At 55.8% G+C, this 12,954-nt stretch carries 13 protein-coding genes; 11 read left to right on the forward strand and 2 right to left on the reverse strand.

The window, feature by feature from the left end:
* The first annotated feature begins 58 nt into the window (after positions 1–58).
* The 9 genes from mltB (at position 59) to L1F30_RS03980 (ending at position 8,386) form a co-directional block, all read left to right on the forward strand.
* Positions 59–1,033 (forward strand): lytic murein transglycosylase B, encoded by a 975-nt coding sequence (gene mltB, locus L1F30_RS03940; protein WP_253359683.1) that lies wholly within the window; start codon positions 59–61, stop codon positions 1,031–1,033.
* Between the two features lie 44 nt (positions 1,034–1,077).
* Positions 1,078–1,971, forward strand: coding sequence for a septal ring lytic transglycosylase RlpA family protein (locus L1F30_RS03945; protein ID WP_305879919.1), 894 nt, complete (start codon positions 1,078–1,080; stop codon positions 1,969–1,971).
* 43 nt (positions 1,972–2,014) lie between these two features.
* A complete protein-coding gene (locus tag L1F30_RS03950) occupies positions 2,015–3,175 on the forward strand; it encodes a D-alanyl-D-alanine carboxypeptidase family protein (protein WP_371922657.1) in 1,161 nt (386 codons plus the stop codon).
* A gap of 122 nt (positions 3,176–3,297) precedes the next feature.
* The gene (locus L1F30_RS03955; protein ID WP_253359687.1) at positions 3,298–3,570 is read left to right on the forward strand and encodes a YbeD family protein; all 273 of its coding nucleotides are present in this window, start codon (positions 3,298–3,300) and stop codon (positions 3,568–3,570) included.
* On the forward strand, positions 3,571–4,305 hold the full coding sequence (lipB, locus tag L1F30_RS03960) for a lipoyl(octanoyl) transferase LipB (RefSeq protein WP_253359688.1): 735 nt from the start codon (positions 3,571–3,573) through the stop codon (positions 4,303–4,305).
* A complete protein-coding gene (lipA, locus tag L1F30_RS03965) occupies positions 4,302–5,312 on the forward strand; it encodes a lipoyl synthase (RefSeq protein WP_253359690.1) in 1,011 nt (336 codons plus the stop codon). Before lipB ends, lipA begins: the two co-directional genes overlap by 4 nt.
* Before the next feature lie 29 nt (positions 5,313–5,341).
* On the forward strand, positions 5,342–5,854 hold the full coding sequence (locus tag L1F30_RS03970; RefSeq protein WP_253359692.1) for a GNAT family N-acetyltransferase: 513 nt from the start codon (positions 5,342–5,344) through the stop codon (positions 5,852–5,854).
* Between the two features lie 143 nt (positions 5,855–5,997).
* Complete coding sequence (locus L1F30_RS03975) at positions 5,998–8,061, forward strand: thioredoxin domain-containing protein (protein ID WP_253359694.1); 2,064 nt, start codon at positions 5,998–6,000, stop codon at positions 8,059–8,061.
* A gap of 1 nt (position 8,062) precedes the next feature.
* Positions 8,063–8,386: a hypothetical protein gene (locus tag L1F30_RS03980; protein WP_253359696.1), complete on the forward strand. Its 324-nt coding sequence runs from the start codon at positions 8,063–8,065 to the stop codon at positions 8,384–8,386.
* Here the strand turns inward: L1F30_RS03980 and L1F30_RS03985 are convergent.
* Positions 8,373–9,080: a glycerophosphodiester phosphodiesterase gene (locus L1F30_RS03985; protein WP_253359698.1), complete on the reverse strand. Its 708-nt coding sequence runs from the start codon at positions 9,078–9,080 to the stop codon at positions 8,373–8,375. The two genes, L1F30_RS03980 and L1F30_RS03985, sit on opposite strands and share 14 nt — an antisense overlap.
* Before the next feature lie 153 nt (positions 9,081–9,233).
* Here L1F30_RS03985 and rimO point away from each other — a divergent pair, with 153 nt between their 5' ends.
* Positions 9,234–10,559: a 30S ribosomal protein S12 methylthiotransferase RimO gene (gene rimO, locus L1F30_RS03990; protein WP_253359700.1), complete on the forward strand. Its 1,326-nt coding sequence runs from the start codon at positions 9,234–9,236 to the stop codon at positions 10,557–10,559.
* 356 nt (positions 10,560–10,915) lie between these two features.
* Here rimO and L1F30_RS03995 read toward each other — a convergent pair whose 3' ends face one another.
* Positions 10,916–12,085 carry a type III PLP-dependent enzyme gene (locus tag L1F30_RS03995; protein ID WP_253359702.1) on the reverse strand — a complete coding sequence of 390 codons (1,170 nt, stop codon included), beginning with the start codon at positions 12,083–12,085 and terminating at the stop codon, positions 10,916–10,918.
* Between the two features lie 338 nt (positions 12,086–12,423).
* Between L1F30_RS03995 and L1F30_RS04000 the strand changes: the two genes are divergently transcribed.
* Positions 12,424–12,921 (forward strand): MgtC/SapB family protein, encoded by a 498-nt coding sequence (locus tag L1F30_RS04000; protein WP_253359704.1) that lies wholly within the window; start codon positions 12,424–12,426, stop codon positions 12,919–12,921.
* The last annotated feature ends 33 nt before the right edge of the window (positions 12,922–12,954 follow it).

Raw genomic sequence — 12,954 nt, forward strand, 5'->3', positions numbered from 1 at the left:
AAATTCAACCTGGCACTTTTGGGTGCGGGTCCATTCAGAGGTAGTAAACGAGGGACAAATGGTTAAACAGTTGTTAAGTGCAGCCCTGCTGGCTGCAGCGTTTCAGCCAAGCTTTGCAGATTACCGCGGCAACAGTGAGGCGCAGGCATTTATTAAAGAAATGCAGGCTGAAAAAATTGCCACGCAGGCAGACCTCGATACCTGGTTTGCGAGCGCTAAGAAACAGCAATCTATTCTGGATGCCATAGCGCGGCCGGCAGAAAAGGCACTCACCTGGGCCGAATACGCCAAGATATTTCTCACCGCAGATCGCATTAATCGCGGCGTGGATTTCTGGGCCGAGCACAGTGAAACGCTGGCCCGTGCCGAGCAGCAGTTTGGCGTGCCGGCGTCGATGATTGTGGCCATCATCGGCGTGGAAACCCGCTATGGGCGCAACATGGGCAGCTACCGCGTGCTGGATGCACTCTCGACACTGGCCTTCGATTACCCGCCGCGGGCGGAATTTTTTCGCAAAGAGCTGGTGCACTTTCTGCAGCTGACCAAAGAGCAAAAGCAAGACCCGCTGGCGCTGAAGGGCTCTTACGCCGGCGCCATGGGTTACGGGCAGTTCATGCCCTCAAGTTTTCGCAACTACGCCGTGGATTTTGATGACGACAACATTGCAGATATTTGGGCCAACCCGGTAGATGCCATCGGCAGTGTGGCCAATTACCTGGCCAAGCACGGTTGGCAAGCGGGTAAGCCTGTCACCCTGCGCGTGCGCGTGAGCGATAACTTCAATGAAAGCCTGCTTAACACCACGCTCAAACCCGATACCACAACCAAAGCTGCCAAACAGGCCGGTTTTACCCCCATTGAGCCGCTGCCAGCCGATGAGCCGCTTACGCTGTACAAGCTTGACGGTGAACATGGCGCCGAATTTTGGGCTGGCACGCAAAACTACTATGTTATTACCCGGTATAATCGCAGCCGTATGTATGCCCTGGCGGCCTACCAACTGTCGCAAGCGATTGAGCGCAAGTACAAGTAATGAATCGATTCCTCAATATTTCCCGCCCATGCCTTAGGGCTTTCATGGCTAGTGTGCTGTGCTTGGGTCTGGCTGCCTGTAACAACCAGCCCACGCAGAGCGAATCTGACCGGTATCAGGCTTCGCGCTACCAGGTGCAGCAAGATTACGGCCCGGGCGCGCCGCTCGATGTTTCGCATGTGCCCGATGCCGTGCCAAAAATAGAGCCGCGCACCAGCGCCGGAAATAAATCGCCCTACACGGTGCTGGGTAACACCTACACCCTCTTGCCTGAAGATGCGCCCTATGTGGAAGAGGGCATGGCCTCCTGGTACGGCAACAAGTTCCATGGCCATCAAACCTCCAATGGCGAGATTTACAACATGTACGGGATGACCGCAGCCCATAAAACCCTGCGCATTCCCACCTACGTGAAAGTCACCAATCTCGACAACAACCTCAGTGTGATTGTGCGGGTTAACGATCGCGGCCCCTTCCACGGTGATCGCATTATTGATTTGTCTTATGCCGCGGCGCGCAAGCTCGATTACGCCGAGCGCGGCACGGCGCGGGTGCGGGTGGAAGCTATAGACCCGGTGGCCTGGGCCAATAGTCGCGATGGCTCAACCGAGGTGATGGCCCAGGCGGCCAGTGAGCCGCCGAAATTGCGCGGCCAAACCCTTGAAAACAAAGCGCCGCTTCCGGAAAGCGTGGAGGGCTACCAGCTACCGGCCAACACCTTTTTGCAGGCCGGTGCCTTTTCCTCTAAAGATTCGGCCAACAGTTTGCGGGAAAAGCTGGGCGGTTTAACCCACTACCCGGTATTTGTGGCGCAGGCCACCAAGAACAGCCTGTACCGGGTACGCATCGGCCCGATTACCGATAACTACGATTTAATGCAAATTCGCGAGCTGGTATTTCGCAAGGGTGGCGTGCGCCCCCACGTGGTTTACCAGTAACTCATTGACTAAAAAGGGAACGAAAAATTTCATGAAGGTTTGGATGTCTAACACCCTCAACCGTACATTCGCGGTGGCAGCCTTGGCGGCCACGGTTTGCCTGCCGGCGTTAGCTGCCCCGGTCATTATTCCCTCGCCGCCGCAAATTTCATCTACCGGCTACATTCTGATGGATGCCGACACCGGCAAGGTGCTGGTAGAGCACAATGCCGATGAACAGCTGCCACCGGCCAGCCTCACCAAAATGATGACCAGCTACATCGTCTCCGGTGATATCGAGAGCGGCAAGATCGGCGAGCAAGACCTGGTAGACATCAGCGTAAAAGCCTGGCGCATGGGCGGCTCTAAAATGTTTATCCGCGAGGGCACCCAAGTGCCGGTGATCGACCTGCTGCGCGGGGTGATCATCCAATCGGGTAACGATGCAAGTGTGGCACTGGCCGAGCATGTGGCCGGCAGCGAAGGCGCCTTTGTAGATATCATGAACCAGCAGGCAGCGCTGTTGGGCATGACCAGCACCCACTATGAAAACAGCACCGGCTGGCCGGCCGAGGGCCACCTCACCACCGCGCGGGATTTGTCGCTGCTGGCACAGGCGCTGATCAACCATCACCCGGAGCACTACGCGCTCTATTCGGAAAAGTACTTCGCCTACAACGGCATTAACCAGCCCAACCGCAATAAATTGCTGTTTACCGACGACAGCATAGATGGCATCAAAACCGGCCACACAGATGAAGCGGGCTATTGCCTGGTGGCCTCGGGCCAGCGCGATGGCATGCGCCTGATTTCCGTGGTGATGGGCACCAAGAGCGAGAAAGCGCGCGCCAGCGAGTCCCAGAAGCTACTGGCCTATGGCTTTCGCTACTACCAAACCCATCAGGTGTATGCCGCAGGCGACGTACTCTCTACCGCGCGCGTTTGGGGCGGCAAGCTGGATGAAGTGGCCCTGGGCGTAGCGCAACGGGTGGCGTTAACCATCCCCCGCGGCGCTGAAGACAAGCTCAAGGCCGAGCTGCAAATACCCGAGGTGATCAAGGCGCCGCTTGCCGCCGGCGAGCAGATGGGCAAACTCACCATTACCCTTGATGGCGAAACCCTCTATGAAGAGCCGCTGGTGGTAAAAGACGACATCGCCAAGGCCGGCTTCTTCGCCCGCCTGTGGGATGGCATCAAGCTGTTTTTCTTCCAGCTGTTTAACTGACCCCCACCCATTGCCTGCCCCTGCTGACGCGGGGGCGGGGCAGTTTGGCCACAGTGGTAGAGGGCGCACGGCCAAAGCGCTATAATCTTTGCCCATTTTTATGCGCTTAGGTACCGGTGCTGATGTCCCAGCAAGAACCCCCAAAAATCGAATTTCCCTGCGAAAACTACCCCGTTAAAGTAATGGGCGATGCCGGCGAGGCGTTGCACCTGCTGGTTAACGAAGTGATGGCGCGCCATGTGGAAGGCTTTCATCCGGGGCTTGTGACCGCTCGGGATTCCAGCAAAGGCCGCTTTCAGTCGCTCACGGTAATGATTACCGCCACCGGCGAAGATCAACTGCAGGCCATTTTCCAGGATCTTAAAAAGAACCCCATTGTGCGCATGGTACTGTAATTGAGCCAGGCGCCTGAGTTGATTGTGCGCTGGCTGGGCTCTGTGCCCTACGAGCCTGTGTGGCGCACTATGTCTGAGTTAACCACCGAGCGCGACGACAGCACGGTAGACGAGCTGTGGTTGCTTGAGCACCCGCCGGTATTTACCCAGGGCCAGGCCGGCAAGGCCGAGCACCTACTGATGCCCGGCGATATTCCGGTGGTAAAGGTAGACCGCGGTGGCCAGGTAACCTACCACGGCCCCGGGCAGCTGGTGGGTTACCCCTTGATAGACATCAAACGCCGCGGCCTAGGCGTGCGCGACCTGGTAACGGCCATAGAGCAGCTGGTGGTAGATACAGTGGCCAGCTACGGTGTGAGCGCCTACCCCAAGGCCGATGCACCCGGTGTGTACGTAGATTTGCCCGGTTACACCGGCGCCAAAATTGCCTCGCTGGGGTTAAGAGTGCGTAAGCACCGCAGTTATCATGGCCTGGCGTTGAATGTGGATATGGATTTAGCCCCCTTCGGGCGCATTAACCCCTGCGGCTACCAGGGCCTGCAGATGACCCAGCTGGCCGATCTAAGCAGCCAGCGCCCCAGTGTAGAGGCCGTGGCCCAACAAATGGCCACATTATTTACCCGGCAGTTAGGCTATACCCGCGTTACCCACACCCGCGAGATGCACCCCAATTTACAGGCGGCGCTCAATGCCGGCCACACTCACGCCGACGCACGGCCAGAGGATCAATCATGACCGATTCAAACACCCCATCAGAGCTAGCTGTAGAACTACCCGTTAAGCGCAGTCAGCGGCTCAAACAGGGCGAAAAGCTGCGCGATGCCGACAAGTTAGAGAAAATTCCCGTTAAGGTGATTGCCACAGATGGCCCCCAGCGCAAGCCCGACTGGATTCGTGTGCGCCTGGAGGTTAACCCCGAGGTGGATCGCATTAAAAAGATCCTGCGCAAAAACAAGCTGGCCTCTGTGTGCGAAGAAGCCAACTGCCCCAACCTGGGCGAGTGCTTCAGCGGCGGTACGGCAACCTTCATGATCATGGGTGAAATATGCACCCGTCGCTGCCCCTTCTGCGATGTGGGCCACGGCAAGCCCAACCCGCTGGATGCCGATGAGCCCTTAAAGCTTGCCGAGGCCATTGCCGAAATGCGCCTTAAATATGTGGTGATCACCTCGGTAGACCGCGACGACCTGCGCGATGGCGGCGCCCAGCACTTTGCCGATTGCATCCGCGAGGCGCGGGCGCTGTCGCAAAACCTACAGGTGGAAGTACTGGTGCCGGATTTCCGCGGGCGTATGGATATCGCCCTGGATATTCTGGAAGCCGAAGCGCCCGATGTGTTTAACCACAACCTCGAAACCGTGCCGCGCCTGTACCGCCAGGCACGCCCGGGCGCCAACTACGCCTGGTCGCTGAAGCTCTTGAAGCAATACAAGGCGCGCAGGCCCGATGTGCTCACCAAATCCGGCCTGATGGTGGGGCTGGGTGAGTCCAAAGAAGAGATATTTAAGGTGATGCAGAACCTGCGTGAGCACGATGTGGATATGCTCACTATCGGCCAGTACCTGCAGCCCTCCAAAGACCACCTGCCGGTAGACCGCTACGTACACCCGGACGAGTTTGCCGAATACACCCGCGTGGCCCACGAAATGGGCTTTAAACACGCAGCCTGCGGCCCGCTGGTGCGCTCGTCTTACCATGCCGACAAGCAGGCCCACGGTGAAGCGCTGCCAAGTGTAGGCTGAGGATGCTATGGCCTGCCGGCGTTGAGTGTATGCCGTTGCGCGCAGCACCCCAATGGCTGCCTGAACTGGCCCGGCTGCGCGCCCACGAGCGCGCCCGCGAAGGCTTAAGCGCCAATCTGGCGGCCGGGCAGGCTGCGCTTGAAGCAGAGCTTGAGGTCGAGCTTAAAGTCGAGCTTGAAGTCGAGCTTGAAGGCACTGCATCCACACCATTCACCCTGGTGGCCCACAGGGCCCAAAGCCTTGTGGGGGCTGCCACCTTAAGGCGTCAGCAGGGCTTGCTGGCCTGCGCCAAAAGCCTTTGGCTGTCCGAGCTTTGGGTGCACCCCCGCACGCGCGGCCAGGGATTGGGTGCCGCGCTCATTGCCAGCCTGCTCAAGCAAGCTGCGCAGTCAGGCGCGCCCGAAGTCTTGCTCTACACCCGCAGCCACCGTGACTACTACCGCCGCTTGGGCTGGCAACTGGTGCGCGAGGCAATGCTTGCGGGGCAGCCGGTTGCGTTGCTGTCATACCCCTTGGCCCGCCTGCGTACAGCGCCCTCATAACCATTCATCGGCTATTTTGCATTTTGAGCTAAGGTATTGATTGGGAACCGCTTTCTATTGGCCCCCAAGTGCTATGCTCTAGACTTCCGGCGCACAATAAATCGCCTTACCTATAAGCTGGACGAGAGGGAAGACAGCGCTCAATGAGCTTGCGCAACGAATTAAAAGACCAGGAAAACCGCTACCTGCAGCAGCACGCCCAAGACCCGGTGGCTTGGCAAGTCTGGTCGCCAGAAACCCTCGAGGCCGCCCGTCGTCTCGATAAACCCATATTGCTTTCAATAGGCTATTCGGCCTGCCATTGGTGCCAGGTCATGCAGCGGGAATCCTTTTCCGATGCCCAGATTGCCGCCCAAATGAACGAGCACTTTGTCAGCATAAAAGTTGATAAAGAAGAGCGCCCAGATTTAGACGATATCTTTCAAACCGCGCACCAGCTGCTCAACGGCCAGCCTGGCGGCTGGCCGCTCACGGTATTTTTGTGCCCCAAAACATTTTTACCTTTTGTGGTGGGCACCTATTTCCCGCGCGAGCCTGCGCACGGGCGCATTCCCATTCAGGATTTGTTGTACCGGGTGAATCACTTTTACCGCGAGCAACATAAAGATTTCCAGAACTTGCGCGACCAAATGGGTAAAAGCTTCAAGGCCTTAAACGATTTGCCCAAATCCGATGCGCCGGAAATTGCCGATTTGTACCTGCTGCACGAGGCCACGCGCAGGCTGCTGGAACAGGCAGACACCAAACACGGCGGCTTTAACGGCGCGCCAAAATTTATTTTGCCCTTCAGTTTGTTCCGGTTACTTGAAACCGTGTCCGAGGCCTCGGAGTTGGCTCTGCCCGCCGAGGCGCACTTGCGCCTGAGTTTAAACCACATTGGCGCCTCGGCTATTCACGATGCCATAGATGGCGGCTTTTTCCGCTACACCACCGATGCCGAGTGGGAGCAACCGCATTTCGAAAAAATGCTGTTTGATAACGCCATTGTATTGGGCCTGTTCGCTGCTGCGGGCGCGCGCCTTAAGGCACCGCTGTACGGTTATGTGGCACGCCAAACGTTGATGTGGATGCGCCGCGTGCTGGCTTTGCCAGAGGGATACAGCGCAAGCCTTGATAGCAGCACCGGCGATGGTGACGGCACCGCCTACAGCTACACCCGCGCGGAAATCAAAACGGCGGTAACCGACGCCGAATACACCTTCTTAAATGAGCTCTACGGTTTAGAGCGCAAGCTCAACGAGGACTTTTTGCTGCATTGCATTCGCCCGCCTGAAGACGCCGCCGAGCGCGCCGGCATCGACATGGCCCAAGCAACGCAATTGTTTGAAAGTGCCCGCGACAAACTGCGTGTGCTGCGCTACCAAAAGCCCTTGGCGGCGCGCGATGAAAAGGTCATTTGCAGTTGGAATGCCTTGTTGTGTAAATCCATGGCGCAGGTGGCTCGCCATCTGGGTGATGGGCAAGCCATCGCGCAGGCGCAGGAATTGATGGATGCGCTGGTAAAACGCCACTGGTACAACAAGCGCCTGTTCAGCATTGTGAAGCGCAGTGGCGAGCGGCTGCCGGCATTTTTGGATGATTACGCGTTCATGTTGCTGGCCCTGTTAGACATGCTGCAAGTGCAGTGGCGCGATAGCGACTACCACATGGCGCGCAACATGGCAGAGGGGCTGCTAAACCATTTTTACGATGATGTGTTGGGCGGCTTCTTTTTTGTGGCGCACGATCACGAACCCTTACCCTTTAAACCCAAACCCTTTGCCGACACCATGACACCGGCAGGCAATGGCGCAGCCGCGCTTGCACTCATCCGCTTTGGCCATCTCACCGCCGAGCCGCGCTATGTGGATGCCGCCAATGCCACTGTGAGCCACGCCATGCCCTTGCTGCGCCGCCAGCCGGAAACCCACTACACCTTATTGCAGGCCATGCGTGAAGGCTTGCTGCCAAAGCCTGTGATTCTTTTGCTGGGCGATGAGGCAATGAGTGACTGGCAGGCAAAACTGCACGCCAAATATCAGGATCAGGTGTACGTTTACCGCGTACCCACAAGCTCGGAATTTCATCCGCCAGAGGTGATGGTGATGGATGAAAACACCGGGGTGATTTGCCAGGCAGACCTGTGCCAGGATGGCCACGAAAGCCTTGAAAGTTTAATGCACGCCCTTGATGACGCATTGATGCCAACACCCATAGAGGAGGTGTGATATGGCCATACCCACTAACCGCCTGTTAATGGAATTTGAGCGCTTGCTGCGCGAGGCAAACCGCGCGGCTATTAATCCGATTCTGGATGAGCTTACCCTTGAGCAGTTAAAGCCCATGGCAGAATTGGTGGCCCGTGCGCGCGCCACTTACCTCAAGCATTTGCACGATTTGGCATCGCAGTATGCCGGCACCGATAACCTGCCCACCGATGATGAAATGCAGGCGCTCGCCCAATTGCGGAGTCGCTTTCTGGATTTGGTGGAGGGCTCAAAGTCCTTTGAAACCGCCATTCAACGCGGGTATCTGGATGTTAAGGACCGCTAGGCACCCAGGTTTTTAATTGCTCGGGTACATCGGTAAACACCCCGTCTACGCCTAAGTCGTAGAGCCATTGCCAATCTTCCGGGTGATTAACCGTATACACCAGGGTTTTCATGCCTGCCCTGTGTGCTTCGCGCACCAGTTCCCGGTTAATGAAGTTAATTGATGGGTTAAAACTGTAGGCCTGCAATTGCGTGCACAGCTCGGCCGCGCGCAGTGGAATACCCTCTACCAAAAGTGCTCGGCGAATGTCGGGCAGCCGCTGCATGCAATAAAGCAGCTGCACCTGATCAAAACTTGAGATCAGAAAATCTTCTGCCCGCGCCTCACAGCCCAGCTGCCGGGCAATCCACTCGCACAGCAAAGGCGCGGTATCCGGGCCTTTGATTTCAATGTTCAGCAAGCAGCGGCCACGGGTGAGGTTGTACACCTCGTGCAGTTGGGGCAGGGGCTCGCCATTGGGCAACCTGAGTGCTGCCAGCTGCTCGGCTTGGAGTGTTTGCAGCAGCCCCTGGCCCGGCAGGGCCCGCCCAAGGCGCCTGTCGTGGGTTACCCAGAGCTTGCCCGCCAGTGCCCAGAGATCTATCTCTACGGCGTCTACCCCCAGTGCAACCGCTGCCTCAATGGCTTGCAGGCTGTTCTCCGGCCCCAGCGAGTTGCCGCCGCGGTGTGCAATATTCAGTAACCGATGAGTCATGCGCCCTCCCATGCAGTGCTTGCCAGTATGGCATTAGCCCCGGGGCTTGCACAGATGCGAAATTGTTTAAAATATGGCCAGTTTGGGGCTGCAATCGGCAGGTCAAGCCAGTAGAATGTGCGCCCTTTCTGCTCCTACCCCCTGAGGTTTTTCATGACGTCCAAGCAACCCACTGTCGGCTTTGTATCACTCGGCTGCCCCAAGGCGCTGGTGGATTCCGAGCGCATCATTACCAAGCTCAAGCTCGACGGCTATGCAGTGGCGCCAGAGTACGATAACGCCGATGTGGTGGTGGTGAATACCTGTGGCTTCATTGATTCCGCCAAGCAGGAATCCATGGATGCCATTCGCGAGGCCATGGCAGAAAACGGCAAGGTTATTGTGACCGGCTGCATGGGCAAGGGCGTAGATGCCGAGGCCATCAAGGCGGCCAACCCCGGAGTATTGAGCGTGAGCGGCCCGGCAGATTACGACACAGTGATGAACGCTGTGCATGAATATGTGCCCAACGAGGCCATGAATCCACACCGGCACGATATTGTGCCGCCTGCGGGCATAAAATTAACACCCGGCCATTACGCCTATTTAAAAATTTCAGAAGGCTGTAATCACCGTTGCAGTTTTTGCATCATTCCCGCCATGCGCGGCGATTTGGCCAGCCGCCCGATTGCCGATGTAGTGCAAGAGGCGCACGACCTGGTAAGCCAGGGCACCAAAGAGTTGCTGGTAATTTCACAAGACACCAGCGCCTACGGGGTAGATGTAAAATTCAAACTGGATTTGGCCAGCGGCTCTGAAACCCGCATGCAGGATTTGGCGGTGGCACTGGGTGAGATGGGCGTGTGGGTGCGCCTGCACTATGTGTACCCATACCCTCACGTTGATAAATTGATTCCGCTTATGGCCGAAGGCAAAATTCTGCCGTACCTGGATATTCCGTTCCAGCATGCAAGCCCGCGCATTTTGAAATTAATGAAGCGCCCGGCGCATTCGGAAAAGGTGCTGAACCGCATCAAGCAGTGGCGTGAAATCTGCCCGGATCTCACTATCCGCTCTACATTTATTGTGGGCTTCCCCGGGGAAACCGAGGCAGACTTCCAGGAGTTGCTGGAGTTCCTGGAAGAGGCGCAACTCGATCGCGTTGGATGTTTTAAATACTCCCCCGTTGATGGCGCAACGGCCAATGATCTGCCAGACCATGTGCCCGAAGACGTACAGCAAGAGCGCTGGGAGCGCTTTATGGAAACCCAGCAAAAAATCAGCACTGCCCGCTTGGCGAAAAAAGTAGGCCGCACTTTGCCCGTGCTTATTGATGAGGTAGATGAAGAAGGCGCCATTGGCCGCACACAAGGCGACGCCCCGGAAATTGACGGCGTGGTTTACCTTAATGATGAGTTCGATGTGGCGCCTGGCGATATTGTGAATGTTGCCATTGAACACTCGGATGAATACGACCTGTGGGGCAGTGTTGTTCGCTAGGGCCATTGCCGGTTAAACACGCTTTTTGCCCTTTGGTACAGCGAACAGTGTTATTAACGAAAAGTTATATATCGGTTATAGATCGAACGTTACATAGCAAAAGTTAAATTCACAGCCAAGCACTCAAGCACTATTGCTTGGCTCCGTTACAAATCAAATACTTTTGTTTCAGAGGCAATGTAAAAAGCCTTTGGTGTACTGCAAGCCAGATATAAAAAGCCGGCTAATCGCCAATGTTGTCCCATAGTTTAAGTCTCCATGGAAGGCGTCCATGCGGGTGACGGTCACAAACTCCGCCCCATATTCCATGCCTGTAGATTTGTTGGACAGCAGTGGGGTAATCGCCGGCTTTACCGCTAAACGTAAAAATCTTTAAGCGGTGGGAAGCCATTAAACTCAACGGCTGAATAGCTTGTGGTATAGGCACCGGTTGAAAGCCAGTACATGCGATCCCCAATGGCCAGGTTGAGGGGCAGGCCGTAGAGGTAGTTTTCGTACATGATGTCGGCGCTGTCGCAGGTTGGGCCTGCAATAACCGCTTCTTCCAGCTCGCCCGTCTTTTCTACATAAATCGGGTACTTGATGGATTCATCCATCGTTTCGATCAGGCCAGAGAATTTACCCACATCGGTAAAAATCCAACGGTTTAACGCAGTGTGCGATTTTTTGGAAATCAGCACCACTTCACTGACCAAAATGCCCGCATTGGCTACCAGCGAGCGGCCGGGCTCTAGAATAATTTCAGGCATGTCATCGCCAAAATCTTCTTCCAAAAAGCGCGTAATTTCTTCAGCGTAGGTTGTCAGGCTGTTGGCCTTGGTTACATAGTTTGCCGGAAAGCCGCCGCCCATGTTGATCATCTTCAATTCAATGCCATCTTCTTCTTTCAGGCGTTCGAAAATAACCTTGGCCTTGCCAATGGCTGCATCCCACACGCCGATGTCGCGCTGCTGAGAGCCCACATGGAATGAAATGCCGTAGGGCGTGAGGCCCAGATCGCGAGCCATTACCAGCAAATCCATTGCCATGTCGGTTTGGCAGCCGAATTTGCGTGAAAGCGGCCAGTCTGCGGTTTGTGAGCCTTCCGTTAAAATGCGAACGTACACTTTGGAGCCGGGTGCTGCTTTGGCGATGTTGCGCAGGTCTGCCTCTGAATCTGTGGCAAACAGGCGAATGCCTTTATCGTAAAAGTAGCGGATGTCTTTGCTCTTTTTAATGGTGTTGCCAAAGCTGATGCGCTCGGGGCCTACGCCGTGCTTCATGACTTTGTCTAATTCATAAATAGAGGCAATGTCGAAGTTTGAGCCTTTGTTGTTTAGCAGGGCAATTAATTCATCGGCGGGGTTGGCTTTTACGGCGTAGTAAATTTTGGCAACGGGAAAGCCTGCAACCAAATCGTCGTAGTGCGTTTCAACGGTGGCTTTATCGATCACAACAAACGGGGTTTCCTGTGTGTCGGCCAGGGTTTTTATGCGTTGGAAGGCTTCGGGTGAAAAGTAATCGTTGACGTCGATTCGCTGTTGCATGCTGGTAGTCGCTCCAATTTTGGTGAACTTTGAGACACTGTGTAATGGTTGCGGCAAGCCGAAACCAGTAAACGCCCGAGAATGGTGCAGGGGGCCTGCTAACTCTCTATCCGTATCCTCACTTGGGCTGCTGAAAAATCAGCGTATCAGCTGTGGGTGGAGCGTGCCAGCATGGACGTTTGAGGTGGCGAAAGTTAAGACCAATTTTTTACCCGGTCAAGAAAAAACATGCAAGTGGAACCAAATAAAATAATCCTTCGGTTTTGCGCGCTGCCCCGCAGCGCTACAATAGGTATTGCGGCCTGTGTACCGGGCTTTAAACAATAATAGGAGGTGGCATGGATTGGCAGCTAATACTGGGTATAGCGCCATTTGATTGGGCAGCCGTAGGTACGGCATTGGCCAGTGGTGGGGTGATTGGCTTGGAGCGCCAGCTGAGGGGCAAGCCTGTGGGTATTCGCACCTCTATTTTAATAGTGTTGGGCACCTATATTTTTATCACCGCGTCTATGAGTGTGTCGTCGCATATGACGGATCCGTCGCGGATTATTGGCCAGGTGATTACCGGTGTGGGCTTTTTGGGGGCGGGTGTGATGCTTGCGCGCAAGGGTGTGGTGTTGGGGGTTACATCGGCCGCAGCCATTTGGGTGCTTTCTGCCATTGGCGTGTGCATTGCCATTGGTAAATTATTTGTGGCGTTCAAGTTCAGTGTGCTGGTGGTGTTTATTCTTTCCGGTGTGGACTTCCTGGAAAGCTATTCGCAGGCGTTTTCACGGGGCGTATACCAGCATGTGCGCAATTTAATTGGCAAAGAACGCAAGTACGACGACGATTAGCGCGTGATTCAAGGTGGCGCTTGCAGGTGCGGC

This window comes from Simiduia sp. 21SJ11W-1, assembly GCF_024138675.1.
GTDB lineage: Bacteria > Pseudomonadota > Gammaproteobacteria > Pseudomonadales > Cellvibrionaceae > Simiduia.